Origin of the sequence: Marinilabilia rubra (assembly GCF_003121985.1) — a bacterium.
Lineage (GTDB): Bacteria > Bacteroidota > Bacteroidia > Bacteroidales > Marinilabiliaceae > Marinilabilia > Marinilabilia rubra.
Window position 1 is genome coordinate 21,489 of record NZ_QEWP01000022.1, and the last position, 26,505, is coordinate 47,993.

Annotated in this window: 20 protein-coding genes; 13 read left to right on the forward strand and 7 right to left on the reverse strand. The window is 39.7% G+C overall.

The window, feature by feature from the left end; translation table 11 throughout:
- Window positions 1–3: 3 nt before the first annotated feature.
- Window positions 4–1,410 (forward strand): radical SAM protein, encoded by a 1,407-nt coding sequence (locus DDZ16_RS18240; protein ID WP_109265922.1) that lies wholly within the window; start codon window positions 4–6, stop codon window positions 1,408–1,410.
- Here DDZ16_RS18240 and DDZ16_RS18245 read toward each other — a convergent pair.
- The 3 genes from DDZ16_RS18245 to DDZ16_RS18255 form a co-directional block, all read right to left on the reverse strand.
- Window positions 1,404–1,967, reverse strand: coding sequence for a DJ-1 family glyoxalase III (locus DDZ16_RS18245; RefSeq protein WP_109265923.1), 564 nt, complete (start codon window positions 1,965–1,967; stop codon window positions 1,404–1,406). The two genes, DDZ16_RS18240 and DDZ16_RS18245, sit on opposite strands and share 7 nt — an antisense overlap.
- 132 nt (window positions 1,968–2,099) lie before the next feature.
- On the reverse strand, window positions 2,100–4,565 hold the full coding sequence (locus tag DDZ16_RS18250) for an AMP-binding protein (protein WP_232526814.1): 2,466 nt from the start codon (window positions 4,563–4,565) through the stop codon (window positions 2,100–2,102).
- 103 nt (window positions 4,566–4,668) lie between these two features.
- Window positions 4,669–5,877: a uracil-xanthine permease family protein gene (locus tag DDZ16_RS18255; protein WP_109265925.1), complete on the reverse strand. Its 1,209-nt coding sequence runs from the start codon at window positions 5,875–5,877 to the stop codon at window positions 4,669–4,671.
- A 235-nt stretch (window positions 5,878–6,112) separates the two neighbouring features.
- On the opposite strand from DDZ16_RS18255, the gene DDZ16_RS18260 reads away from it, so the two are divergent.
- The 5 genes from DDZ16_RS18260 (at window position 6,113) to DDZ16_RS18280 (ending at window position 10,278) form a co-directional block, all read left to right on the forward strand.
- Window positions 6,113–6,820 carry a head GIN domain-containing protein gene (locus DDZ16_RS18260; protein WP_109265926.1) on the forward strand — a complete coding sequence of 236 codons (708 nt, stop codon included), beginning with the start codon at window positions 6,113–6,115 and terminating at the stop codon, window positions 6,818–6,820.
- A gap of 598 nt (window positions 6,821–7,418) precedes the next feature.
- Entirely contained in the window at window positions 7,419–8,165 is a 747-nt protein-coding gene (locus tag DDZ16_RS18265) for a sulfite exporter TauE/SafE family protein (protein WP_109265927.1), read from the forward strand.
- 13 nt (window positions 8,166–8,178) lie between these two features.
- Window positions 8,179–8,511 (forward strand): cupin domain-containing protein, encoded by a 333-nt coding sequence (locus DDZ16_RS18270; RefSeq protein ID WP_198416761.1) that lies wholly within the window; start codon window positions 8,179–8,181, stop codon window positions 8,509–8,511.
- Between the two features lie 187 nt (window positions 8,512–8,698).
- Window positions 8,699–9,394: a YiiX/YebB-like N1pC/P60 family cysteine hydrolase gene (locus tag DDZ16_RS18275; RefSeq protein WP_232526815.1), complete on the forward strand. Its 696-nt coding sequence runs from the start codon at window positions 8,699–8,701 to the stop codon at window positions 9,392–9,394.
- Between the two features lie 95 nt (window positions 9,395–9,489).
- Window positions 9,490–10,278, forward strand: coding sequence for a PhzF family phenazine biosynthesis protein (locus DDZ16_RS18280; protein WP_109265930.1), 789 nt, complete (start codon window positions 9,490–9,492; stop codon window positions 10,276–10,278).
- Here the strand turns inward: DDZ16_RS18280 and DDZ16_RS18285 are convergent.
- The gene (locus DDZ16_RS18285) at window positions 10,268–12,523 is read right to left on the reverse strand and encodes a TonB-dependent receptor (protein ID WP_109265931.1); all 2,256 of its coding nucleotides are present in this window, start codon (window positions 12,521–12,523) and stop codon (window positions 10,268–10,270) included. The two genes, DDZ16_RS18280 and DDZ16_RS18285, sit on opposite strands and share 11 nt — an antisense overlap.
- A 151-nt stretch (window positions 12,524–12,674) precedes the next feature.
- Complete coding sequence (locus DDZ16_RS18290) at window positions 12,675–14,111, reverse strand: PQQ-dependent sugar dehydrogenase (RefSeq protein ID WP_109265932.1); 1,437 nt, start codon at window positions 14,109–14,111, stop codon at window positions 12,675–12,677.
- 664 nt (window positions 14,112–14,775) lie between these two features.
- On the opposite strand from DDZ16_RS18290, the gene DDZ16_RS18300 reads away from it, so the two are divergent.
- Window positions 14,776–15,120, forward strand: coding sequence for a DsrE family protein (locus DDZ16_RS18300; RefSeq protein WP_109265933.1), 345 nt, complete (start codon window positions 14,776–14,778; stop codon window positions 15,118–15,120).
- Window positions 15,121–15,482: 362 nt separating this feature from the next.
- The gene (locus tag DDZ16_RS18305; RefSeq protein ID WP_109265934.1) at window positions 15,483–17,045 is read left to right on the forward strand and encodes a PAS domain S-box protein; all 1,563 of its coding nucleotides are present in this window, start codon (window positions 15,483–15,485) and stop codon (window positions 17,043–17,045) included.
- A 173-nt stretch (window positions 17,046–17,218) separates the two neighbouring features.
- Here DDZ16_RS18305 and DDZ16_RS18310 read toward each other — a convergent pair whose 3' ends face one another.
- Window positions 17,219–17,359 carry a zinc ribbon-containing protein gene (locus tag DDZ16_RS18310; RefSeq protein WP_109265935.1) on the reverse strand — a complete coding sequence of 47 codons (141 nt, stop codon included), beginning with the start codon at window positions 17,357–17,359 and terminating at the stop codon, window positions 17,219–17,221.
- 273 nt (window positions 17,360–17,632) lie between these two features.
- Here DDZ16_RS18310 and DDZ16_RS18315 point away from each other — a divergent pair, with 273 nt between their 5' ends.
- The 4 genes from DDZ16_RS18315 (at window position 17,633) to DDZ16_RS18330 (ending at window position 20,992) form a co-directional block, all read left to right on the forward strand.
- Window positions 17,633–19,567 carry a S9 family peptidase gene (locus DDZ16_RS18315; protein WP_109265936.1) on the forward strand — a complete coding sequence of 645 codons (1,935 nt, stop codon included), beginning with the start codon at window positions 17,633–17,635 and terminating at the stop codon, window positions 19,565–19,567.
- A gap of 148 nt (window positions 19,568–19,715) precedes the next feature.
- Window positions 19,716–20,006, forward strand: a complete 291-nt coding sequence (locus DDZ16_RS18320) for a DUF2089 family protein (protein ID WP_198416762.1) — start codon at window positions 19,716–19,718, stop codon at window positions 20,004–20,006.
- A complete protein-coding gene (locus DDZ16_RS18325; RefSeq protein WP_146192262.1) occupies window positions 19,999–20,598 on the forward strand; it encodes a hypothetical protein in 600 nt (199 codons plus the stop codon). Before DDZ16_RS18320 ends, DDZ16_RS18325 begins: the two co-directional genes overlap by 8 nt.
- 79 nt (window positions 20,599–20,677) lie before the next feature.
- Window positions 20,678–20,992, forward strand: coding sequence for a hypothetical protein (locus DDZ16_RS18330; protein WP_109265938.1), 315 nt, complete (start codon window positions 20,678–20,680; stop codon window positions 20,990–20,992).
- Between the two features lie 109 nt (window positions 20,993–21,101).
- On the opposite strand, the gene DDZ16_RS18335 is transcribed toward DDZ16_RS18330, so the two are convergent.
- Window positions 21,102–23,000, reverse strand: a complete 1,899-nt coding sequence (locus tag DDZ16_RS18335) for a methyl-accepting chemotaxis protein (RefSeq protein ID WP_109265939.1) — start codon at window positions 22,998–23,000, stop codon at window positions 21,102–21,104.
- 1,102 nt (window positions 23,001–24,102) lie between these two features.
- Here DDZ16_RS18335 and DDZ16_RS18340 point away from each other — a divergent pair.
- A complete protein-coding gene (locus DDZ16_RS18340; protein ID WP_109265959.1) occupies window positions 24,103–26,433 on the forward strand; it encodes a glycoside hydrolase family 20 protein in 2,331 nt (776 codons plus the stop codon).
- Window positions 26,434–26,505 lie beyond the last annotated feature (72 nt).

A 26,505-nucleotide genomic window follows, 5' to 3' on the forward strand; every position in this document is an offset into this window, starting at 1 on the left:
TAGATGGAAGGATTGTTGCGCTATCGCAACCGCATGGTTGAGCGGAATCGTTTGGAGTACGGAGTTTATTACGACGATATCAACTGGATTAATTATGGTCAGGCACTTCAGCTTGAGCAGGAACGTGATGAATTATTGACCGGCCTTAAGGATATGGTTCAGTGGGGATTCAAAGGGACCAAAACTGATGTGTCCGGTCTTTCTCCTGGCTGCAGGTTGTGCGCTGAAGGTCAATGGAGTTGTTTGTTCATCAATGGAAAGTGCAATTGTAATTGTTTTTACTGTCCTGCACCACAGTCCGAAATCGGATCTCCGGTAACACAAACTTTAAGCTTTGAAGATCCGTTGGAATATGTCGATTATATCCGGAAGTTTGGTTTTAAAGGAATTAGTTTTAGTGGAGGTGAGCCATTTGTAACCTTTGATAAGATGTTGAAATTTCTGAAAGTCTTTAGACGGGAATTGGCGGATGATTTGTATATATGGGCGTATACTAACGGGACTTTAGTCAGGGAAGATAAATTGAAAGCTCTTGCTGATGCGGGGATAAATGAGCTTAGGTTTGATATAGGGGCTACAAATTATGATTTACGCTTCGCGAAAAAAGCATTGCCAATAATTCCTAAAGTTACAGTTGAAATTCCTGCCATTCCTGATGAAAAGAATCAGATTGTTTCAAGCGTAAAGGAGTTGTGGGAGGAAGGGCTGTCATATCTAAATCTGCATCAGCTGAGACTTACACCGTATAATCGTCAAAAATTATCACAAAGGGGCTATATGGTTGCCCATGGTGCAAGGGCTACATTGCCTGAAAGTGAAGTTGCCGCCCTCGGAATATTACATCATTTTCGTAAAAACGGGATTGAGGTTCCTGTAAATTATTGCTCATATGCATATAAAAATCGTTTTCAGAAGTCGGGTTTGCGTCACAAATTAGCCCCCCGAACTGTTAATGAATGGGAAGATATTACCGAAAACGGCTATATCAGGAACCTGTCGGTTGATCTTAATAAATTTCCCGGAGCCTCTGAAGTTCTTATGTCGCTATTTAAAGGGAATCATTCAGGAATAAAGTGGGATAGTGAATCGAATCGTTTCTTTTTTAAGTTGGAGTATTTGAAGACCGTTCCTGCAGAATTAACGGTTGAGTTGGGTTACAGAGATGTAAGAATATCTGATAAACTTGGTGAAATACCGGACTTTGAAAAGGTGAAAATCGGGAATAATCGTGAAATATATGTTGAAACGGCTTTCGTAGTTAATGATCTGGAGATACATCCGACTATGCGGGAAATGTTATTGAGGATTGCAACGGGGGTAGCCAGCCCCGAAGAATGGCAAGCTACCGAATCGTTGCATTGGATTGCTCATTTCGAAATAATCGAAGAAGGGCTATCTGTTTATTATTGATGGACGATTTCAGGGACCACCATTTTTTCTCTTAACTCGGCTGCCTTATCAGGCCCAAACAGGTTGGAGATTATTTCGATTGAAAATTCCATGGCAGCACCAATGCCTCTGCCTGTGATAATGTGTCCGTCAGTGATGGCCGGAACAGGATAATGGTGGGCTCCTTTTAAATGGTGCTCAAATCCGGGAAAGCAACTGGCTTTTCGGTCTTTAAGCATTTCCAACTCTCCTAAAATCATTGGAGCTGCACAGATTGCTGCGATCCACTTCTTCTTATTGTCATACTCCCTGATTAAATCTGTCAGTTTTTCATGGTTTTTTAAATGCTGTGCTCCGGGTATGCCTCCGGGAAGGATTAAAATATCTTTATATTCAATGGGCTGTCCGTCAAAAACTCTGTCGCAAACAATGGTTAATCCATGTCCGCCCGTAACGTTTTTATCTTCAGTAATTGATATGAGCTCAACCTCTGCTCCGGCACGTCTTAGCACGTCAGCAGGTGTTAAGGCCTCAATTTCTTCAAATCCCGGGGCAAAAAATATTGCTGCTTTCTTCATAACTGCTTGTTTTTATGGTTTCACATTAGGTGAATTCGAGCTTAAATAATGCCTGGGTATTTCCCAAATCAGCATATTAAGCCTTTAAATATTCAAAAAAGTTAAGAAGTTTTTGGTGCAATGCAAAAGCAATCAGGCAGGTTCGTTCATTTTATATTGAATCTGCTCCTTTACCTTGATTGCAAGATCATCATATGTTTTATCTTCGGGGTAAACAGGATTTAGGAACTCAATGTTCACTTTCTTAAATGGACGTGGGAAAATGCTTCCTTTGGGAAGAGCTTCATGAGCCCCTTTAATGGATACAGGTACCACGGGGATGTTTAACTCCCGGCTCAGTATGGCAAAAGTTTTCTTAAACTGGCCCAGTTTCCCGTTTTTAGTACGTGTTCCTTCAGGAAAGATGATAAGGTTTTTCTCACGTTTTAAAACTTCCGCCATTTTCTGAATAGACGATTTTAAATCGTTATTAAGATCCATTATGATGATGTTATTCCTGTTTGCCAGAAATTTCAGCCATGGTTGTCTCACATGTTTTTCTTTGGCATAGAAATAGGTCTTTCGAATTTGGCGGGTTCTAAGATAAGATGCCACAAACAAACCATCGAAAAAGCTTTGATGATTGGGGGCAATAATACATGGCCCGTTTGGAATATTCTTCATTCCCCTTGCTTTGAAACGAAAGTAGGAGTGGAAGAAAAATCTTGAAATACGCACCATCAGGCTTCCGGTAGCCCAGGTTTTAGGAAGCTGAAGATTTACCTTTTCTTTTAGTATATCCCTCCAGTTGATTTTTTGTTCTTCCACTTTGGTTTTTGCTTCCCTTACATGCTCAGCAAGCAGGTGGACATTGTTGAAACGTAACATCTCTACAGGATCCAGACTAACACCAAATGTTTGAAAGAGATATGTTTCAAACCCTACCTTATCCAGAGAGTCCAGTCCCAAATCCATTTCGAGATGATGATGCGGCAGAACATCACGCCCCTTTTCTTTGGAGAGGTAATCTGTAATCATCTTATATTCTTCAAAATCAGGTTTTAGCTGAAGATGATCATCTGTTTCGGTCTTTTTAGCAAACTCTTCTAGTTTAAAACGTTGAAGCTTTGATAATCTGGTGCGCGGTAAATCCTGATCGGTCAGGTAAAAGCGCATGATTTTTTTATACGAAGAAACATTTTGATTGAAATGATCAATCACGTTCCATCTGACAATATCTTCAACAGACTTGTCTTCGGGCTGGCCGATGGCACTTTTCTCAGGGACAATTACGGCCTGAAGCAGGTCATCTTTGAAAAAAACGCCACATTCACGCACCAAAGAAGACTCCTCGACCTTTTGCTCTATTTCTGATGGGTTGACATTCTTCCCATTGGACAGCACTATGATCTCCTTCTTACGCCCGGTAATGAACAAATACCCCTGTTTATCCACGTAACCCAGATCGCCGGTGAAAAGGCGACCGTCTTTAAGGACTTCAGATGTTTCTTCAGGGCGATTGTAATAGCCTTGCATTACCTGTTTCCCTTTTACGGCTATTTCACCGTCAATGGTTTCAATTGTTGTTCCCGGAAGTGCTTCACCCGGTGATCCCAGTACTACTCTTCCCGGACGGGTGAAAGTAATCATAGGAGCAGATTCAGTCATTCCAAACCCTTCCAGAACCTCGAAACCAAGTGTCTGATAATCTCTGCCGACTTCTTTGTCTAAGGCAGCACCTCCTGAAACAAGATGTTTTAAAGATCCCCCCATCTTTTTATGAACTGCTTTAAAGATGGTCTTTGAAAATTTCGGGCTCTGTAATTTCTCTGCTAAATTAAAAAGCATTTTAGCAATGGCACTGGCGTTGATTTTATCTTTTATACCTTTTCTGATGGCAGCATAAAGTCGGGGAACCCCAATCAGAATGGTGATCTTATTGTCCTGAAGTGTTTTTATAATGTCTTCAGAAGCCATAGAGGGACTAATGGCCACACTACCGCCTGCATACAGGGGGATGATCATAGTCCCCATCAATGGAAAAATATGATGAAGCGGCAGTAGCATGAGAGTGCGGCTTTCGGGTGTGAAAATGGGAATGTTATGAACAACGCCATCAATATTGGCAATCAGGTTATCAAATGACAGCATAACGCCTTTGGGGCTTCCGGTTGTGCCGGAAGTGTATATAATAACTGCCGTTTCCTCTTTATTAGCAATCTGAACAGAGCTGTCAGAAGCATTTTCCTTTTGAAATAACTCGTGCTCATCAGCTCTGATTACGATGGGATTTGTTCCGGCTTTCTCAATTGCAGACTCCAATACTGCTGCATTACCCGAGGAGCTGAAAATTATTTTTGGTTGGCAATCCTTTAAAATGAATGCCACCTCATCGGCTGTAGCCAGGAAATCAATAGGAACAGCAATGGCTTTATTTTGCCACGCTGAGTAAAACGCATAAACCCAGGAGGGGCGGTTTTCCATAAAAATGGCTACTTTTTCTCCCTGTTCAATGTTGTAAAGATTGGCAAACTCTTCAATCTTTCCAATTAAACGGCTATAACTGATTTTATCACTTCCAAAAGTGATGGCCGTTTTGCTACCCATGTTCTTTAGCATACCGTTTTATCAAAAAATGAAGCCGCAAAAGTAATCATTTTGCGGCTGGTTTTATTATTCGCAATATTTAATAAACAATTATTATGCCGTGTTGTTCGGGCAGTTATTTCTTCATTTTTACAGGTTTAGATTTGTCTGGCAAAATGAGATTCAGAATAACACCTGTTACAGCCGCAAGACCAATACCGGCGAGAGAAAAGTTTCCGAACTGGATTACTGCACCACCAATTCCTACGGTAAGGATAATGGAAATGATTACCTGATTTCTTGTTTTATTGATATTGGTTTTTGAGTCAATTAATGTTTTGATGCCCACACTGGCAATCATTCCAAAAAGCAGAAGCATGATGCCACCTAAAACAGCTCCGGGAATGGTCTCCAAAAATCCGCTGATTTTCCCAAATACAGAGAAGACAATCGCTGTTATTGCTGAAATTCTCAAAACTACAGGATCAGTCACTTTTGTGAGAGAAACAGCTCCGGTAACCTCGGAGTAAGTAGTGTTCGGGATACTACCCAAACTTCCTGCCAGGGCAGTTGCAATACCGTCACCCAACATTGTGCGCTGCAAGCCCGGATCTTTAACATAGTTTTTACCAGCCACGGCACCAATGGCATACATATCTCCAATGTGTTCAATTATAGGTGCAATGGCAACGGGGATCATATAAAAAATTGCTGCCCAACTGAATTCGGGTGCCTGAAAAGCAGGTAAGGAAAACCAGGGAGCATTTGTTATTTGGGAGAAATCCACATCGCCTGTGAAAATGGAAATCACGTATCCGACAATAATCCCGCAGAAGATAGGGATAAGTTTGAGCATGCCTTTGGCAAATACAACTACTAATATGGCTGTTGCCAGTGCGGATAGGGCAATGGGCCAGTTTTCTGTTGCCATTTTAACACCCTCGGATGCAAGGGAGAGCCCAATGACCATAATTACAGGGCCTACTACAACAGAAGGAAATACTTTGTCAATTAAAGCAGGTCCGCGCCATTTTACGATGGCAGACATGACGGAATAGACTATACCCACGGCAATGATCCCTGAAAGGGTTCCTGCAAAACCGAATAACCGTGTTGCTTCAATTATCGGGGCTATGAAAGCAAAGCTGCTTCCCAGAAAGACAGGGACTTTGCCTTTGGTAATAAAGTGGAAGAGCAGGGTTCCAATTCCGGCAGTGAAAAGAGCGATGGAGGGACTAATGCCAACCAGCAGAGGGACCAAAACAGTGGCGCCAAACGCAACAAACAGAAATTGAATGCCAAGAATTGTTTTTTTCGGAAACGATAGAGGACTCTCTTGTGTCATTTTTTTTAATTGATAGGTTTAAAATCCGGCACGAAAATATAAACTCTTGTCCTAAACCCTGATATAAATTGTTAAAAACTTTTTTCGAATGATTGTAACTTTTTATGAGGTTGGGGCGTCCAACAAACGTTTTTGATTATTTATCAGGCTGTAAACTTGTCATTTACCCTGTTGCCTTCCAGATGGGGGTTGTTTTTAATTGTATTGAAATTATTTATTTACTAAATAACCAATTATGAAGAAATTAAATTTATTGTTGCCTGTTTTACTTGCTTTGCTTGTTTGCCAGGCATTTCAGAGTAGTGCCCAAAACCGAGAAGAACGCCAGGTTGACGGGGATTTTGATGAAATTGAAGCTTCCAGTGGTATTAATGTGATTGTTAAACAGGGAGAGGATGTTGAGATTGTGGTTGAAGCCGATCCTGATGATATGGATGAGGTTGTAACCAGGTTGAGAGGGAATACCTTGAAGGTATACTTCGATTCAAGTGTTTTTGACTGGTTTACGAGTCGGTCCGCTAAAGTTTATGTTACCACCAAAAACATTAAAAAATTGTCTGCATCAGGTGGTGCTGATATTAAAAGTACAGGAACGATAAAGTCCGGTCGAATTGTCGTTTCCGCCTCTGGTGGAGCCGATGCGGAAGTTACTATTAAGGCAAGAGAAGCTGTATTGAATAGTAGTGGTGGTGCTGATGTGTTAGCAGAAGGAGAGGTTGAATTACTTGAGGCCCACGCAAGTGGTGGGGCAGATGTAATGGCCCGTAAGTTGGTTGCTAAAAAGGTTGTTGCTACTTCTTCCGGCGGTGCTGATGTGGAGGTATACGTAACAGAGGAACTTGAAGCCTCGGCCAGCGGAGGCGCTGATGTTGATTATTATGGCCCCGGAAGCCCCCGAAAGATCAGTGAATCAGGAGGAGGAGATGTTACGGGACATGAGTAATAATATCAAAAAGAGAACAATTTGATATTTGAGCTTACTGAATAAAATAAGAAAGGCGGGTTACCTTAATAGAAAAATCCGCAAGAGATGGTTCTCTTGCGGATTTTTATTTAAAAGAGCTTTCACACGGTGCGTTCACAGACAAAGGGAATAGGTGGTTTAGGTAAAGAAACGCTTTCCGTTCAAGGCTCTAAGTCGGATTTCAAGTGTTATATCTAATTTCTGTTTCCTTCGTTTTTATGCGATTGCAAAACTAGTTAAAAATATCGTTTTGTATAATAAAACGACCTAAAAAATTGATTTTTATCAATAAATTGGCCTGAATAAAGTCATATTTATTGGGAGCCGTTGGGAGTGGTTTTTGATGTTATCAATGAAAAGTCCTGTGTCTTGTTTGTATTTTTTTGTTAGGTAATTGGTTGATTTTTATTGCGTTTTGCTGAGTGTGAATAGTTTTTATGAAAGCCTTGATAAAGAATTGTCATCTTTGTTTATTAATCTATTGTGAATGCTTGTTAAATAGGTTAATTGTCTGGTCTTTTTTTCTAATATTTTTTTATTTGCGGGTTCATTCCATAAACTAAAAAAAAGAGGAACGATGGGTGAAATGACCTTATTATTGGTTTTGTTGAGTGGTCTTGTTATTCTGATGGCGTCTCTGCTTAAAGGCATGACCGGTTTTGGATTTGCGCTAATATCCATACCGTTTTTGTCTATGATGTACTCCGTTAAAGTTTTAGTACCTGCAATGGCTATGTTTAATCTGATAACAAGTATCATTTTGTTGCTTAAAATCAGGGAAAAAGTATCATGGTACTATTTCATTCCAATGTTTGCTGCCAGTCTTGGGGGGATTCCTTTGGGCATATACATGCTTGATTACCTGGATGAGAAAGTACTAAGGATAATCATTGGGGCAATTTTAATCATGGTTTCGGTAAAAATGCTAATCGGCATACCCCTTGCCAAAAAATTCAGGAATAAACCCATTATTTTTGCCGGATTCCTCAGCGGGGTTCTGTCCGGTAGTGTTTCTCTTGGTGGACCACCATTGGTTATTGCAATGAATCGGAAGAATTACAGCAAAGAGTTGTTTCGGGGAATTTTCGCATGGTTCAGTACGTTTAGTTCCTTTTTTGCATTAGCCGCATTTTATGTTCGAGGGCTTATTCCGGCAGGTTCGATGAATCTGGCTCTCTATTATTCGCCATTATTACTTATCGGCTCTTCACTTGGCAACAGGTGGGCGTCGTTGATTAATGCGGAAAAGTTTAAAAGGGTGGTTATTATTGTCAATGTTTTTACAGGTGTACTTACTGTAGTTTCTGCTATCTTTGCGTCGTGAAAAAGTTATGATTATGGATAAATCAACTCATATTTTTAAGGATGATATTAATATTGAGGATTTGGGAGAGGGCATTTCCCGTCAAATTCTCGGGCATGATAATGAACTGATGATGGTAAAGGTAAATTTTGAAGAAGGAGCCATTGGAAAATCGCATTCCCATCCACACCGTCAAACCACTTATGTTGATTCCGGTGTATTTGAGGTAAGTTTAGGTTCAGACGTCAGAACATTGAAAGAGGGAGATGCTTTTTATGCTGCACCTGATGAGGTGCATGGAGTACTATGTCTGCAAAAGGGAAGTTTAATTGATGTGTTTAATCCTTCCCGGGAGGATTTTCTTTAATCAGGTGAAAAGAAACGGGGGTCCCGGGCACCGGACCTCTGGTAAATCATTCAGCTTAAGGTATAGCCTGCTGTTTTTTTAAAATACTTTTTATATCAATACTCCGTTAAATTTTTGGAATGAGCTTTGAATCAATTGTTTATATGTTAACAGCTTTCTGGGTTAACGCCTGGATTATCAATTGGTTATGATTTATCTTAAATCTAACATCTATCCCGAAGCATCGGGACTAACGATCTATTGTTATATGATATCCCGGAATTTGTTTTTTGTTTTAACTTTTTTATTAATGTTTGTTGTTGGTAGTGGTTTTGGACAGGTAGAATTGAAGACCGGAGATATTTTATTTCGCGGGAAGAATCCTACCAAACTATCGGAAGCAATAGATGAGGTTACCCAAACCGGCTCAGGACACCATTTTTCGCATGTCGGAATTGCAGAGGTTACAGATGGAGAGGTGTTTGTTATCCATGCTGAAGGGGAGAAAGGTGTTTGCAAAGAGAGCTTGGATTCATTTTCGATTGATGAAGTGGGACGCAGCCTGTATGTCGAAGCTTACAGACTCAAGCCTAAATACCGGGATAATATTGATTCTGCAATAGTCAGTGTCAATTCGGTAATAGGAGAGCCATACAATTACACCTATATCATCGAAGACAAGGGTTATTATTGTAGTGAATTGATTTATTGGGCTTTTCAATCAGATTCAGTCTTTCAACTGAATCCCATGACTTTTAAAGACCTTGAAACCGGTGATTTTCATCCTGGATGGATCGAGCATTACAATAAGCTGGGGATTGAAATCCCTGAAGGCTTGCCGGGGTGTAATCCTAATGGAATGGCTGCTTCTGAAAATCTATTGCTTTTGGGCGAAATAAATTGATAGTCAGGAGTAAGCCACTTTACTGAAGAGGATATTTCTTTTTTTGAGGTCTTATTTTATCTATAATCCATGTCCTCAATAATTTCAATTTTATTATGCGTTTAAAATTATTTCAGGTTGATGCTTTTACAGATAATGTTTTTGGGGGAAACCCGGCCGCTGTTGTTCCTTTGGAAAAATGGTTAGCCGATGCAGATCTTCAAAAAATTGCCATGGAAAACAACCTTTCCGAAACCGGATTTTTTGTTCCTGAAAAAGAAGGTGGTTTTCATATCAGGTGGTTTACCCCTGAAGTGGAAGTGAATTTGTGTGGGCATGCCACTCTGGCTACTTCGCATGTTATTTTTAATCATCTTGAATGGCCAGGGTTTGAGTTGGAATTTAAGTCGCGAAGCGGGCTGTTGAAAGTCCGGCGGGAATCGGGGCTGCTAAAACTAAATTTCCCAACCGATAAACCAAAGGAGGTTGAATACAATGAAAAACTGGCTGACTGTTTTGACAAAAAGCCATTGGCTGTACTGAAAGGGAGTGCCGATTATTTGATGATATTTGATGATGAAGAATATGTAAGGAATGTCATTCCTAATCTTGAAGCCATCAAAAAATTAGATGCCGAAGGGGTTATTATTTCTGCAAAAGGGAAAAGTGGAGCAGACTTTGTTTCCCGTTTTTTTGCGCCTCAATTAGGTATTCCTGAAGACCCTGTTACCGGCTCTGCTCATACTGTTCTGGTTCCTTATTGGGCGCAAATAACCGGAAAAAAGCAAATGATTGCCCGTCAGCTATCTCAAAGGGGAGGGGAATTGTTTTGTGCGGATAATGATGATCGTGTTGAATTAGGCGGCAAAGCGGTTACTTTTCTCGAAGGTGAGATTAATTTCTGAATCTGATTTGCAGCCTTAAGTAAGCATTCCGTGGAGCTCCCGGGTAATAATACCGTGGAGCACTTCCTCCGAAAGAAGGAGCATTCACCACAACCATTGCTGCATAATGATGATCAAACAGATTTTGAATGCCTCCCTGCAAGTTTATTTTAAATGATTTTCCGGAATAAACATCTTTTGCCGCTTTTATGTCAAGCAGGTGATGCCCTCCATATTCCTTGGAATTGGCGTCATTTAAGTACATAGAGCCGGAGTACTTCCAATCCAATTGTATCCGGGTCCTCTTCGGAAATGAGGTTTTTAATGAACTTCTGAAAAAATGACCGGGTATGCCCGGTAAATGATTATCTGAGTAATCGGTGCCATCATCGATGAACTCTTTAAACCGGTTTTTCATATAGGTATGAGAAAGGGCCAGTTCCAGAATTGTGGATGAATTCATTTTCGTAATGGTGGCATTTAGGTTCGTTTCCAGGCCATAATGTCTGGTTTTTCCCGCATTAATCCCGTAGAATATTTCTTCGGTTTCCCGTTTTGTGACAAGCAAATTTTTCAATGAAACGTAATAAGCCGTAATATCATAGGTTATTCGTTGGTTAAATAAATTTCCACGTATGCCCAAATCATAATTAATTCCTTCCTCAGGTTTAAGATCGGGATTAATAGATCCTTCCGGCAATAAGGTTTCTTCTACACTGGGAGCTGAGAAACCATGTCCGACAGAGGCAAATAGTGTTGATTTGGAGGTAATTTCACCTGTGAACCCAAATCTTGGCGAAAAAACAGGATCGTAACTGTATTCTCCAGATAAGTCTTCACCGTCAGGGAATTGATCCTCTAAATCAAACGATAAGAAATGTAAGTTTGCGCCTGCTGAAATCTGCCATCCCGGAGCAACTGTGAAATCTGCTTTTCCAAAAGCATTGATGAAATTTCGCTGCTCTTTATTGTCTGCAAACTGATTTCCTTCTTCACCGTTATTCGTTTTCATTAACTGCCACTGATAGACTTCGCGAAATAGTTCAGCTCCTGCAGTGACGTTGAGATTTTCAACGTTTACCGTAAATTCATTCCTGGCACCCACCGAGAGCATTTTATCATCCAGAATGTTGAATGGGCGCGATTCATAAGCATCTGTGTGATTCAGAAAAAGCGATAATTTATTACTGGTTTTCTCCGAAAAATTGGATTTCAGCGTTAATCCGGACAGCCACTTCTGATATTTCTCAAATCCTTTCACCTCCAGCCAGTTTGATGCCGCTTTATCCGGTGATTGATTGAATGTTTTCAGGTTAAGGGAACTCGGAATCTCAGCCCTCAGGTTAATAAAATTGGAAAGTAAGAACAGAGAGTGTTTCCCGAAATAATGACGAAACATTATTTGTCCGTTTTGCCTTTCGTAATCACTGTTTTGTCTGAATCCTGTAGTTCTGGTATCACCGGCACTCAGTTTAAAAACCGAACTGTGTTTTCGGACTCCCGCATTAACAATAAACTTTGATTGATCAAAAGGGCCTGCTTGTGCTGTTGCTTCCAAAGAAAAAGGAACTTGCTGTGTGTGATCCGGGTGGAAAACAATTACACCTCCCAGGCCACTGCCGTATAGTGCCGAGGCAGGTCCTCTTATGATCTCTGTTCGGGCGATGTTACTCATCTCCAAATCCTCAACGGTGGTGTTGCCATCTCCAGAGGTGAGGGGGATCTCATCAAGATAGGCTCTTATGCGGGTAGTGGCGTATGGTGATCGGCTTCCTATACCCCGGATAAGAATTCGTCCGGTATTTAAGGCTCCTTTCTGCATTACTACTCCGGGCGATTTTTCAATAACATCAATGGCGGAGAGATCAGGGTGCAGGGAATCTTTCAAAACCAGCGAAAATCCGGCAGGTACCTTTTTTTTGCTGACATTCAGAAGTGGTGCAGATACAGTTATTTCATCAACTGACTTAGAATAAGGTTTTAATAAAATAATGTTTTCCCTGTTTGGTGTTAATCTCTCTTTTGAGGCTTCAAATTGTGGATGTAAAACAAAAACTGAAATGACACTATCTCCGGCAATGGAAAACCGTCCGGCCCGGTCAGACTTAGAAAGTATCTCACTTGCGTTTTCAATTTTTACTCCTGAAACAGGTTGGCCTGTTTGAGCATCAAGGCATCTACCGAAAATTTGCCCGTAGCTGCATGGTGAATTCATGAGCAGTACGGGCACTATGAAAAAAAGAGTCCTGAGAAACGGAATATGCATATAACTTTCTGTTGCTTTTTATTAGAAAAAAAGTATTGAATTAAAATTAGTGAAATGGCCCCGGTCAGTCCCCGGGGCCATTCTTATATCAGGTTTATAGCGGGCTTAGTGAATGGTATTGAGAATACGGGGAGAGAGTCCCGTTTTGTCTCTATTCCTCCGGGATTAGCCGGAAAACATATCCCGGATTTTCTACTCCTATGTAAAGATAACCGTCCGGGCCGGTCTCGATTGATCGAACCCTTCCTGCTTCACGAAGCATTATTTCGTGTTTCTCAACTTCGTTCCCATCTAATTGCGTCCGCACAACGTACCTGAAACTAAGTGAGCCTGAGAATATACTGTTGGCCCATTGAGGGTAGGTTTCCGCATCGGCAAATGCCATTCCGCAGGCAGCAATAGAAGGCGTCCAGTAAATAACCGGCTGTTCCATTCCAACTTTGGCTGTATCCTCGGTAATAATGGTCCCGTTGTAATTTATTCCATATGTTATTTCCGGCCATCCATAATTGTCTCCTTTACGTATAATGTTCAGCTCATCGCCCCCCTTTGGGCCATGTTCAGTTTCCCACAGAACACCTGTTTTCGGATGGAATACCAGACCCTGAGGATTTCTATGCCCATATGACCAAATGGAAGGCATGGCATCGGTATTGTCCACAAACGGATTGTCTTCCGGAATACTGCCATCATCATGGATGCGATGAATTTTGCCGCAATGATTGGTGAGATCCTGGGCATTAGGTGGATTTCCTCTTTCACCAACTGAGAAGAAAAGGTAGTTGTTTTCGTCAAATGCCATTCTACAGCCAAAATGTACTCCACTGTTGGTGTTGGGCTGAGCTTTAAAGATCTTTTCTTTATCAATTAATGAATTTCCATATATTTTGGCCCTCATAATTGCTGTATTCCCTCCTTTTCCTTCCGGCTCTGAATAAGCGAGGTAAATCCAGCCATTTTCTTCATAGTCCGGATGTAATTTTATATCTAAAAGGCCTCCTTGCCCGCGTGCATAAACTTCAGGGACCCCATCAATCATCCCTTCAAATGTTTTGTTTCTGAAGCGAAAGAGTTCACCACTGCGCTCTGTTACCAAGAGGTCGCCATTGGGAAGCCATGCCATTCCCCATGGGATACTTAAACCTGAGGCTACGGTGTCGATGCGAAATGCCAGATTTTCGGTTTGCACTACCTCAGGGAATCCGGGCCTGTACTTATGCGCATTGGCATCATTTTTTATGTCGGTTAATATATGGTCGGCCACTGCGGTTACCTCTTCTTCAGTGAAAACATCACCAAAAGCGGGCATGCCTGTTTCATAATCTCCTTCGCGGATGATTTTTTCCATTTCATTTTGAGGCAGCTCAAACATCGCCTGTCTGTCTTTACCCGCAAAGCGTTCCATGTACATGCCGTGGCAACTTGCGCAGTAATTCTCATACAATTCTGCCGCAGGGCGGGCTTTTTCTGATTGGTTGCTTGTTTTTGCTGAACAGCCGGAAGATGTTGTCGATGTTAGCGCCAACCATAAGATAATGGTGGAAGCAATAAAAATTCCTGTTAGTCGAATGTGTTTAGTTTCAAGCATGATATGAAGGTTTAGTTGGATTATGAAAAGTCAACTGTTACGGCAATTTAATTCATTTTCTTTTAATTGTAAACTAACTTTTTAACACAGAAGAGATTAATTTTGTTTAATAATCTGGGTTTTCGGGAATATGTAATAAAAGTGTAAATGAGAGCAGCAGAAATATTTCTGGGAAATGTTCATAAATACCCATGAATGAATTTAGATATTTATATTTTTTGTTAGTTTTAAATTATATTTGATGGGGATTAATTGTGTCTAGGTTTAATTACAATAGATCGTTAGTCCCGATGCTTCGGGATAGATATTAGATTTAAGATAAATCATAACCAATTGATAATCCGAATGTTAACCCAGGAAAACTATTAAGATGTAAGTAATTGATTTAAAGCTTATTGCAAAAGTTCGACGGACTATTATATTAGAGCCTGTCTATAAAGTCGGGAAGTTTGTAAAAAGTCATGTGTCTGATCAGAAAGTGCCAGTTGCAAACCTAAGGGAGGCTTCGGGAGCGAAGCCCCCAAAAGCGGAGTCCCGATGCTTCGGAATGAGTATTTTGGGAGCAAGCGTAACGACGCAAATGGTACTTTATGGACCGACACTAATTGTTGTCCCGGTTGCGACTTAGAAGTTTTTATATGAATATATTTAAAAAATTGAAGTTATGAACAATACAGAGAAAGTGGCAGTTTTATGGACCAGTGGTGATGTTGAGGTTGCTGAAAAAGTGGTTCTCATGTATACGAAAGGAGCAAAGATGAATGGTTGGTTTGAAGAAATTGTGCTGGTTGTTTGGGGACCATCAACAAAACTTCTGGCCACGAATGTCTCTTTACAAAACAGAGTTAAAGAATTAATAGAAGCCGGAGTAAAGGTTAAAGCTTGCAGTGTATGTGCCGGTGAGTATAATGTTACTTCTGATTTAGAGAATGTAGGACTTGAGGTCATTCCTATGGGGCCCCCGTTAACTGATTATTTGAAAACTGACTGGAGGATTTTGTCTTTTTAATGAAACCGAAATAATCTGGTTTCCAGTTGAGGGTATTCCAGGTAAGTATTGATTATTATCTTCTTAATTATTTCTATTATCAATATATAACAGTCCGTTAGGCTTTTATAATAACCATTGAATCAGTTGTTTATGTGTAAAGAGTATTGTGTGTTAATATGCAGATTTTCAGTATTATACGATTCAGCTTAAATCTTATATCTATCCCGAAGCATCGGGACTAACGGTCTGTAGAATATAGATATTGGTGTTTAATTTTCTTATATTGCAACAGATGTGGCAACTATCTCGTATAGGAGTTTTTGGCGTATACTTCGAATGACTCTAATTTCAGACTATGGTTTTAATTCATCTGTTATTAAATGACTCAATCTCCTACAAATAAAGAACTGGAAGAAAGAATAAAGTATCTTGAACAGGAATTGTTTCGCCTCCGAAAGAGATCTGAGATGGAGCTCAGGGAGGAAAATGAAGACCGCTTCAAAACCTTGGCAGAGGCGGCTCAGGAAGGCATTTTTATACTCGAAAACGGATACTGTATTGAAGCCAATCTGAATGGTTGCCAAATGTTTGGATATAGCTATGAGGAAATTATCGGGCGTAAAGCAAGTTCCGTTTTTGTGCATGAAGACCGGGAATTAGTAAAACAAAATATTATTGATGAAGTAACTACGCCATACGAAGCCTTAGCTTTAAGGAAAGACGGGAGTCAGTTCTTTGCTGAAATCAAGGGGAAGAATTTTACTTTTAGGGGACGCAAAGTCAGGGTGACTTCTGTTATAGATGTCACTAACCGGAAGAGAGCAGAGCAAAGACTTATTGAAAGTGAAAGCAAATACCGTGAAGTCATTGAAAATGCTGCTGATGGGATCCTTATCGGAAATTTAAGGGGCGAGATTGTTGAAGTTAATAAGGGATTTCTCAAGATGACCGGTTACAGCCGTAATGATGTTATGAACAGACATATAAAGTTTTTGTTTGATCCTGAAGTTTTGGAGAAGAAGCCTTTACGGTTCGATTTGTTGAATAAGGGGCAGTCAATCATCATTGAGCGAGATATTATAGATGTTAATGGAAAGCCTATTCCCATTGAGATGAATTCTAAACGGCCACATGCTAACTATTATTTGGCCATTATACGCGACTTGCGTGAACGACGTAAGGCAGAGGAAAATTTAATTTCTGCCAATAAAAAACTTCTTGATGCTAAAGAAAGAGCAGAAGAGAGTGACCGTCTTAAATCTGCCTTCCTTGCTAATATGAGTCATGAGATCCGGACGCCAATGAATGGTATAATCGGATTTACAGAACTTCTTCGAAATCCTGACCTTACAGATGATGAACGCTCCGATCATCTTAATGTTGTTATCAGTAGCGGACACCAATTGTTGAATATCATTAATGACATCCTTGAAATATCACGTATTGAAACGGGTCAGTTAACTCTGACGAAGAAGTTTGTTAAGGTTGACTCAGTATTACGGTCTTTATTCCTTTTCTTTCAACCCATGGCTGAAGATACGAGGAATAAGCTGAGTATATCCATGGATATGCATGATCTTGAACCTGTCATCTATACGGATGAAGGAAAGCTAAGACAAATACTTACCAATTTGATAAGTAATGCCTTGAAGTTCACTAATAACGGGTCGGTGACATTGAGTTTTGACCAGGAGGGTGATTACGGGCATTTTGCTGTTAGGGACACAGGAATTGGGATTCCTGCTGATGCCATTGAAACTATTTTTGATCGCTTCGTTCAATTAAAACATGTTGGGGTCGCCAAAAAATCAGGAACAGGTCTTGGGTTATCTATTTGCCATAAGTTGGTGAGTCTTCTGAATGGAGAAATTTGGGTTGAATCGAAAATAAATGAAGGATCCCGGTTTCACTTTCTTTTGCCCCTTAGGCCAAAAGAAGAATAAGAAAAGAAGGATTTACATTCCAAAAATAGCAGTTGGTGATTCTTTTGAAAGGACTTTCAATTCGAGCCATTATTTGTCGGGGCAAACAGTGTAAGTGTTGCAATAAATATTCGAAATCCAGCCATAAATAGAGAGAAGGACCGGCAAAAATAATCTTGCCGGTCCTTTATTTGTTATCCGATTTTGTCCCACTTTTCATGTCCACAGACAGGACATTTTGGTAATGCATCATTGTCGCTTTCGAGAACAATTTCTTTCCCGCATTTCTGACATTTGTAGGTTCCTTTTCCGGGCTTTTCTCCTGATGTGTGCATAGTTTTTCTTTTTAAAGGTTATTATTTAAACCATTAAGATAAGAAATGAAAAGGAAAATGTAAAAACAGATTGTTATGTTTTTCCATAGATTTCCGAAAACAATAATGAGAATTTAAAAATATTTTTTGGCTGGTGTCGGCATGTTTAAATGCTCATTTAATACTTTATTGCATAATATCCTGATTGCTAATGATAATCTTTTTATCTAATTTTAGTTGTTCAATATTCGAAACTTTGAATTTGTATTATTTACAACTTAAACCTTTTGTTTTATGAAAAAATTAAAACTTGCCCTTCTTTTAGCTCTTGCCTCTATGACCATATTTGGTTTAACCTTTAGTTGCCAAAATGCAAATGCTAAAAAGAAAGCTGTTAAAATTCCAATGGAAGACTTTTTTAGGAATCCTGAAAAAACTGCTTTCCAGATTTCGCCAAATGGTAAATTTTTGTCATTCCTTGCTCCCTATGAAAACAGGATGAATGTTTATGTAAAAGACCTGCACGGTGATTCAGCTGTTCGTGTTACCTCTGAAACTGCCCGGGATATTGCCGGCTACTTTTGGGCTAATAATGAGCGACTTTTATTTTTAAAGGACACCGGGGGCGATGAGAACTTTTCCTTATATGGAGTAAACAGGAATGGTGAAGAAATGAAAGCCTTAACCGAATTTGAAGGTGTTCGAACAACTATGATTGATGACTTGCCTGATATTGAGGAAGAAGTTATTATCGGTCTTAATAAAAGAAATGCCAGAGTTTTTGATCCATACCGATTGAATATTGAAACGGGAGAAATGGAAATGCTTGCAGAAAATCCTGGAAATATTCAGGGGTGGGTTACTGATCATGACGGGAAACTGCGGGCAGCCGTAGGTATAGAGGATGGAGTTAACACCACCTTACTTTACAGGGATTCTGAAAGGGATTCATTTGAAGTTGTCATTAAAAACAATTTTAAAAATGAACTCAATCCCTACTTCTTTACTTTTGACAATGAAAAGATTTATGCCGTTTCTAATTTGGAACGTGACAAAAAAGCCCCGGTGATTTTTAATCCTAAAACAGGAGAGATTGAAGAAGTGCTTTATGAAAACGATGAATACGATGTGACTGGCTTGAGCTATTCCCGAAAAAGAAAAGTGCTGACCACCGCTTCCTACACCTCATGGAAACGACAACGACATTTCTTTGATAAAGAAGCCCAACAGCTTTTTGAAAGTTTAGAAGAAGATTTAGGAGAATATGAAATAGCAATAACTGATTCCGATAAGCCTGAGAAGCGTTTCATTATTCGTACCTACAGTGATCGTTCTCTCGGAGCTTACTATTATTATGATTCCGAAAATGATGAACTTAACAAGATTGCTGATGTTAGTCCCTGGTTGGATGAAGAAAATATGGCAGGAACTACTCCTGTTAAGTATCAATCCAGAGATGGTCTTACAATACATGGATATCTCACTCTTCCAAAAGGATACAGTATGGAGTCGTCCCAAAACTTGCCCGTTGTTGTGAATCCTCATGGCGGGCCATGGTATAGAGACAGTTGGGGGTTTAATCCTGAAGTGCAATTTATGGCCAATCGTGGATATGCTGTCTTTCAAATGAATTTTAGAGGATCCACCGGTTATGGAAAAGAATTTTGGGAAGCTTCATTTAAGCAATGGGGATTATCCATGCAGGATGATATTACCGATGGTGTTAAGTGGTTAATTGAAAAAGGTATTGCTGATCCTGAAAGGGTGGCCATTTATGGGGGCAGTTATGGTGGCTATGCAACATTGGCAGGCATGACCTTTACTCCTGAACTTTATGCTGCGGGTGTTGATTATGTTGGTGTATCAAACCTTTTTACTTTTATGAATACAATACCCCCTTACTGGGAGCCCTTGCTGGATATGATGTACGAAATGGTAGGACATCCAAAGAAAGACAGTTTGCAATTGCGGGAAACTTCCCCTGTATTTCATGCTGACAAAATTGAGGCACCATTGTTTATCGCTCAGGGGGCCAATGATCCAAGGGTGAATAAGGATGAGTCAGATCAAATGGTTGAAGCTTTAAAGAAGAGAGGAGTTGAGGTTCAGTATATGGTCAAAGATAATGAAGGGCACGGTTTTAGGAATGAAGAAAACCGGTTTGATTTTTATGGTGCAATGGAAAAATTTCTGGCTAAACATTTAAATGGTGAGGAAGTCAGAGAGTAGCTTTTTGAAATTGAGTTTTTAAAAGGATCGCCATGTGCGGTCCTTTTTTTTGCACAGATTAATAAAGTGAAATACGAGATGAGTAAAAATAATAATCAAATTGACAAAATTAATTTGAATTTTTACTTTTGTGAAAAACAACTGTATTATGGAAAAGATTTTGCCCATCACATGTCCGGGGTGTAGATCCGAAATGCAAGTGAAGAGTCTTTATTGCCAGGCATGTGATACCACCATTACAGGATCCTTTAGTTTACCCCTGTTTTTGAAGCTGGAACCGAAGGAACAAGATTTTATTATGAAGTTTGTTCAAAACAGCGGTAGTCTCAAACAAATGTCTAAAACCCTAAAACTGAGTTATCCTACTGTTCGAAATATGCTGGATGATTTAATTGAAAAAATCAATCAATTTAAAAAAGAGAGCCATGAAAATGAATAAAATATTTAATCCTTTTCATGAGATTGCCGGAAGTAAGGCACTCTTTTTAGGACTTTTGGCTATGCTGGCAACAGGTCTTATTGGTTACTTTAGTCATACCCATTTCCCGGATATTATCTCAATAAAATATATTCCGGTAAGTTTACCATTATGGTATTATTTCATTCAGCAATTGGTAATATGGTTGATACCCTCCGTTATTTTTTATTTGCTTGCCCTTTTGGGGGCATCGTCATCAGTTAGAATTATTGATGTTTTTGGCACTCAGGCATTAGCCCGCTATCCCTATGTGCTTGCTTCCATTACAGGCTTTTCAGGTTCCATGAAACGATTTGGGGAATACATTATAGAAGTTGCAATGGAACAAAATCAGGAAGCCTCAATTTCTTCATTTGATTTAATTATGTCTATACTAATCATCGTTGCATCTCTGTTATTGGTTGTATGGATGGTTGGATTAATGTATAATGCTTTCCGCATTTCAGCTAATCTGAAAGGAGCTAGAGCAGTTGGTTTGTTTATTGCCGGTTTTGCAGTTTCGTTTTTGGTTTCTCTATTTACCGGTATACAGTTGTATAACTTTTTACAGTGAGTTGAAATTTTTTGGTAGGGTAAATGAAGAATAAAACGGTGTATTGGTAAAAGGATTTTTTAATCAAATACTAATCACCATGAAAAAGACTGTATTTTTTATTTTCGCTGTTCTGTTTACTGTATTTTCTTCTATTGATGCTCAAACTCCCGTTGTGAAGAAGCGCCAAATGAATCAACAAACCCGCATTAATCAGGGGGTTAAAAGTGGGGAGTTAACCAAGAGGGAAACTGTTAAACTTCAAAAGCAACAAAGGAATGTTCGCAAAACCAAAAGAGCGGCAAAAGCAGATGGAGTTGTAACCAGAGGAGAACGGGCTGTTATTCAGCATAAGCAAAATAAGGCTAATCGTAATATTTACCGGAAAAAGCACAATCAATTGGACCGGGATTGATGGTTGGTTTTTATAGAACCAATTGAAAAATCGCAAAAATCCCTCAAAATGTCGATCCTGAAAACAGGAACATGACACTTTGAGGGATTTTCCACCTAAGAGGCAGATGTTATTTTTGTTGGTAGTTAAAAAAAGCAATGGCCTCTTTCAACTGTTCTGCCTGTCCGGCCAGTTCCTCTGCATTTGCCGCCAGCTCTTCACTTGAAGATGCGTTTTGCTGAGTGATGTTATTCAATTCCTGAATGGCACTGTTCACCTGATCTACACCGCTGTTTTGTTCCATGCTCGCAGCCGAAATTTCCTGGATTAATTGTGTGGTGTTCTCCAATTTCGGAACCGTTTGCATGAGAACCTGGCCGGCCTCATTTGCCAGGAGAAGGTTGTCCTGACCGAGCGCTACGATTTCGTCCGCTGCCTGTTTACTCTTTTCTGCCAGTTTTCGTACTTCAGTCGCCACCACTGAAAATCCTCTTCCTTCTGTACCTGCGCGGGCTGCCTCAACGGCTGCGTTTAGAGCCAGAATGTTGGTTTGAAAAGCAATGTCGTTAATAACGGTAATTTTCTCTGCAATGACCTCACTTGCCTTCAGCGATTTTCCTGTTTTATCGGAGGTATCATGTATGCTTGAGAGATTCTCTTTTGACATACTTTCTGTTTGTTTGGCATTTTGAGTGTTCTGTCCAATATTGGCAGATATTTCCTCCATGGTGGATGAAACTTCTTCAATAGAACTGGCTTGTTCGTTGGCTCCCTGGGATAGTTGTTCTGATGCAGAACTCATTTGTTGACTTGCCAGAGCAATATTATCTGCACTAACTGTTATGCCCCCAATAATTTCATTCAGCTTTGTTGTCATGCTGTTCAGAGCTTTTGCCAACCGACCTATTTCATCATTCTGATCCAGTTCAATGGAGGTGTTAAGATCACCAGATGCAATAGACTCAGCCAATGATAAAGCCTTCCGTATGCCCTTGGTGATGGCTCTGCTTATGGTTGTATTGATAAATATGAAAACTCCCAGCCCCAGTATTAAAGCGATTATAATGGAGTTACGTGTTTGGTTGATCAAATCCAGTAGTTCGTCTTCATAAATTGAAACTGAAACATATGCATCAATGATGTCAATGTATTTATAATACTGGTATTTTGTTTCACCTTCCCACTCATACCGTGTTTTGCCTGAATTTTCTTTTGAATTAATGAGTTGTTGAAAAAATGTTTGTCCTGATTGGTTTTCTCCCTCTTTGGATGGGTGTATGATGAATGTTCCATCCTGCCCAACCAAAAATGGATATCCTGATTTGAAATATTCTTTGTTTTTAAATAACTCCCGCAATCCAGCCAGGTTTTTCTCAGGAATACCATAATATATTATACCTATAATTTCATTGTTTTTTGAGATAGGAGCGTACCCCGTGAGATACCAGTCGTTTACAACAAAGGCTCTGCCGTAATAGGTTTCCCCTTTCAAAATGGTTCGTATTACCTCTGAATTATTAGGGATGTAAGTTCCGGTGGCTCTTTCCCCGTTTTCTTTCATTACATTTGTAGAAACCCGCAGAAAACCTTGTGGTATTCTCTGGAAGATAGTTACTGTGCCTCCTATATTGTTTGCAATTGAATCCACTATGGCGTTCGATTTCTGGATGGTTTCACCATTTAGCAGCCATTCATTGGATTGCACCGGGGTGCTTTGTTTGGTTATTTGATTAATGGCATTAAACTGAACATCGTCGTCAGAAATCTGTATTTCCCCCAGGTTTTTGAAATAATGCTCGGTATACTGCATACCGATGTTTACTTTTTCCTGTTGTTGTTGAATTTCATTTTCAATAATTTTTGAAAGATCATCTACCTGCTCTTTCATCCTGGCATCAGTGAGTTTTATTATCTCTGCTTTCTCTTTGGAAACAATATATATCCCCAGCAATATTACAATTATGGCCATTGTTGCAGCCAATAAAACATTGAGTCTAATCCCAATGTCGATGTCTTTCATCTTTTTCATTTTGGTCAGTTTTATGTGCTTGTGTTTGTCTGAAAATTTTACCCGGTGAGGTCAGGGGTAAAGCGGGATAGACTTTAGGTGAGAAGTTTTTTTGTATGACTTTTTCTTTAATTTCTGATATACGATAAAAACAATATTCAGTTATATAAAGTTATTGCATCAAGAGTGGATTATCGTTCTTTGTTAAGAAATGGTAAGTAATTATAAAACGAAATAGAACGCTACTGATATGGTTTGTGTAAGTGGTTGATTAATGAGATGAAAATTAATAGTTTAAATATTAGAGAGTATATCCGAAATTATTTCTGAAACTTAATAGCAATACTTCGTTATCCCGAGGGTTCTGGATTATAAAAGGCCTGAAATCAATTGTTTGTAATGAAAGGAGTGTTTGCGTTAAGGGGCAGAATACCAGTGTTATATGGCTTCTTTTAAAGCTTATACTTATCCCGAACCATCGGGACTAACCATCTATTAATTCTTGTTGTCAAATAACAATACCCTTTGGTTTCCGGATAAATATTTCAAAAATTCCGGACTTTGAATTAATTTGTTGAAATATAGTGATTAAAGTCTGGTGGTATTATAGTATCACCAAAATGTGTTTGACATAAATCTGTGAATTCCCAATGTATTCGACATATAAGTATATTGAGGTTTCTGTTCAAACTTTATCATGTTGTTTTGCTACAAAAACAAAATATCTATGCAAAGTTGAGGATTTTCTTCTTGATAGTTGATGTATCAAGCCCATTTATAGCTGTTTTCAACTATTGGAGTCTTTCTTTTTGATTCAAAAAAGCATATTGTTTTTGCGAGAAAAAATTAATAAAAATTAACAAACGCTTTCTTTGCCTCTGTTTTTAAGCCTTCCGGCAAAAACAATATTTCATAAGCATGATTCCGGGTTTCGCTTTAAAATAAGTAAAAATAAAAATGACAAAAAGGTGTATGTTGAAAAGCAAAAAAATAACAAAAGTACACTGAGGTAAGGTTAAAAATAAATAGATTTGTGCATTTCAAAATGTGAGCATCCGGAGCTTGTATGTTGAAAATTGAAATAATATGGCCATTAAAGAATTATTTAAAACGAAATAACGGTATGGATAGAAGAAAAATTATTCGAGCGATTTTTTTGACCCTTATATGTACTTTAGGACTTAGCGTCAACGCTCAAACAAAGGTTGATTACCGCGTAGTTCCACTTCCGCATCAGATTTTTGATGAAGCAGGCAAGAGGCTAACGATCAATGAAAAAAGCCCGATAATCAATATGGAGCCCGAAAATTCCATGATGAGGCGAAATGCTGAGTTTCTGGCTGAGTATATTGAAGATCATTCCGGTATTAAAATGGCTGTAAAATCCGGAAACAAAAAGAAAGGTGTCATACTTCTTAAATTGGGGCTGGAAAATGAAAATCCTGAAGCTTATAAAATTGAAGTTAACAACAAAGCCTTAGTGATATCAGGTGCTTCTGAGGCTGGTGTGTTTTATGGGATTCAGACTTTGCGAAAAGCCATTCCGGTCAAACCAACATCAGCAATTGAATTTCCGGCTGTAACGATCAAAGATGAACCCCGGTTCTCATACCGGGGGATGATGCTGGATGTTGGTCGACATATATTTTCGGTTGATGAGGTAAAAACCTACATTGATATGCTTGCCCTGCATAATATCAACAATTTTCACTGGCACCTCACCGAAGATCAGGGGTGGCGAATCGAGATTAAAGAGTATCCCAAACTTACCGAGATGGGTTCTCAAAGAAAAGAAACGGTTATTGGAAGAAACAGTGACCGTTACGATGGTAAACCCTATGGTGGATTTTACACTCAGGAAGAAATCCGGGAAATCGTTGACTATGCAACCAAACGCTATATCAACGTTATTCCCGAAATTGACATGCCCGGTCACATGTTGGGGGCCCTTGCCTCTTATCCGGAGTTGGGATGCACAGGGGGCCCTTACGAGGTTAGAACCAAATGGGGCATTGCCTATGAGGTGCTTTGTGTGGGCAACGATCAGGCTTTAGAGTTTGTGAAAAATGTGCTGAATGAAGTAATGGATCTTTTCCCTTCTGAGTTCATCCATATTGGAGGCGATGAGTGTCCCAAAACCCGTTGGGAAAAATGTCCCAAATGTCAGGCAAGAATCGAAGAACTGGGTTTAAAAGATGATGAAGCCCATACAGCTGAAGAAAAACTTCAGAGTTACTTTATCAGTTACGCCGAGAAGGTTATTAATGAGCGGGGACGGCGTATGATTGGCTGGGATGAAATTCTGGAAGGCGGATTGGCTCCCAATGCAACTGTGATGTCATGGCGTGGCATGTCGGGCGGTGTTGAAGCTGCTAAAATGGGGCACGATGTTGTAATGACACCCAACTCTCATGTTTACTTCGACCATTACCAGTCTACCGATAATGCCCGGGACCCGCTGGCTATTGGTGGTTATTCTCCCGTTGAAAGAGTATATGCGCTGGAGCCTGTCCCTGACGAGCTAACCAACGAAGAGAGAAAACACATTCTGGGAGCCCAGGCCAATTTGTGGACGGAGTACATTCCTGTATTTGAGCATGCCCAGTTTATGGTTTTACCACGTATGGCCGCTCTTTGTGAAGTGCAGTGGATGCAGCCTGAACAGAAAAATTACGAAGATTTCCTCTCCAGATTAATGCCATTGATCGAAATCTACAAGATCAATGATTACAACTATGCCAAACACATCTTTGACATAAATGCTGAAATTGTCCCTAATCCCAAAGATGAAACCATTGATATTTACCTCGATGCACTAAACAACGGCGATATTTATTACACCCTAAATGGTACAGCTCCGGTAAAACATTCCCCTGTTTACGATGAGGTGATTAAAATAGATGAAAATGCCCAAATAAAAGCAGTTACTTTTTTTGATGGTGAAAAAAGCAGGGTTTTTAGTGAGGACATCACTTTCAATAAGGCAACCACGAAACCGATTGAAGCTCTGCAACCTGTTGATGAAGGATATAGATTTGAAGGAATATCTACTCTGGTGGATGGCTTAAGTGGAAATAGTAACTATCGTACCGGTCGCTGGATTGCTTTCCGGGGCAATGACCTGGAGGCTGTCATCGATCTGAAGAAAGAAACTACGATCAAAGAGGCCGGACTAACTTCTTATGTGCTGAAAGGTGACTGGATATTTGACATGCGCAGTTTCACTGTTCAGGTTTCTGATGATGGAAAAAACTTTGAAACGGTTGCCAGAAAAGAGTATGAACAATTAGGTCAGTCTGACAGCAACGGCATTAAAAAGCATACATTGAGATTCGATCCAACAGAGGCCCGTTATGTTAAAATAATTGCCGAAACGGAGAAGGAAATGCCCGGGTGGCACAGCGGTGCAGGAAAACCGGGTTATCTTTTTGTAGATGAAATAATAATAAATTAAAATGAGATTGTCCTATAAGAATAAAGCACCAAAGTCTTTATGTTGAGCAAAGTTGAAGCATCTGTTTTTCAA

Bases quoted from the DNA above. Each gene is read 5' to 3' on its own strand.
- DDZ16_RS18250 (WP_232526814.1), bottom strand. From the start codon at position 4,565: ATGCTAAAGAACATGGGTAGCAAAACGGCCATCACTTTTGGAAGTGAT.
- DDZ16_RS18310 (WP_109265935.1), bottom strand. From the start codon at position 17,359: ATGCACACATCAGGAGAAAAGCCCGGAAAAGGAACCTACAAATGTCAG.
- DDZ16_RS18285 (WP_109265931.1), bottom strand. From the start codon at position 12,523: ATGCATATTCCGTTTCTCAGGACTCTTTTTTTCATAGTGCCCGTACTG.
- DDZ16_RS18245 (WP_109265923.1), bottom strand. From the start codon at position 1,967: ATGAAGAAAGCAGCAATATTTTTTGCCCCGGGATTTGAAGAAATTGAG.
- DDZ16_RS18315 (WP_109265936.1), top strand. From the start codon at position 17,633: ATGAAAAAATTAAAACTTGCCCTTCTTTTAGCTCTTGCCTCTATGACC.
- DDZ16_RS18290 (WP_109265932.1), bottom strand. From the start codon at position 14,111: ATGCTTGAAACTAAACACATTCGACTAACAGGAATTTTTATTGCTTCC.
- DDZ16_RS18305 (WP_109265934.1), top strand. From the start codon at position 15,483: ATGACTCAATCTCCTACAAATAAAGAACTGGAAGAAAGAATAAAGTAT.
- DDZ16_RS18280 (WP_109265930.1), top strand. From the start codon at position 9,490: ATGCGTTTAAAATTATTTCAGGTTGATGCTTTTACAGATAATGTTTTT.
- DDZ16_RS18340 (WP_109265959.1), top strand. From the start codon at position 24,103: ATGGATAGAAGAAAAATTATTCGAGCGATTTTTTTGACCCTTATATGT.
- DDZ16_RS18335 (WP_109265939.1), bottom strand. From the start codon at position 23,000: ATGAAAAAGATGAAAGACATCGACATTGGGATTAGACTCAATGTTTTA.
- DDZ16_RS18275 (WP_232526815.1), top strand. From the start codon at position 8,699: ATGATTTATCTTAAATCTAACATCTATCCCGAAGCATCGGGACTAACG.
- DDZ16_RS18300 (WP_109265933.1), top strand. From the start codon at position 14,776: ATGAACAATACAGAGAAAGTGGCAGTTTTATGGACCAGTGGTGATGTT.
- DDZ16_RS18265 (WP_109265927.1), top strand. From the start codon at position 7,419: ATGGGTGAAATGACCTTATTATTGGTTTTGTTGAGTGGTCTTGTTATT.
- DDZ16_RS18240 (WP_109265922.1), top strand. From the start codon at position 4: ATGGAAGGATTGTTGCGCTATCGCAACCGCATGGTTGAGCGGAATCGT.
- DDZ16_RS18320 (WP_198416762.1), top strand. From the start codon at position 19,716: ATGGAAAAGATTTTGCCCATCACATGTCCGGGGTGTAGATCCGAAATG.
- DDZ16_RS18255 (WP_109265925.1), bottom strand. From the start codon at position 5,877: ATGACACAAGAGAGTCCTCTATCGTTTCCGAAAAAAACAATTCTTGGC.
- DDZ16_RS18270 (WP_198416761.1), top strand. From the start codon at position 8,179: ATGGATAAATCAACTCATATTTTTAAGGATGATATTAATATTGAGGAT.
- DDZ16_RS18260 (WP_109265926.1), top strand. From the start codon at position 6,113: ATGAAGAAATTAAATTTATTGTTGCCTGTTTTACTTGCTTTGCTTGTT.
- DDZ16_RS18325 (WP_146192262.1), top strand. From the start codon at position 19,999: ATGAATAAAATATTTAATCCTTTTCATGAGATTGCCGGAAGTAAGGCA.
- DDZ16_RS18330 (WP_109265938.1), top strand. From the start codon at position 20,678: ATGAAAAAGACTGTATTTTTTATTTTCGCTGTTCTGTTTACTGTATTT.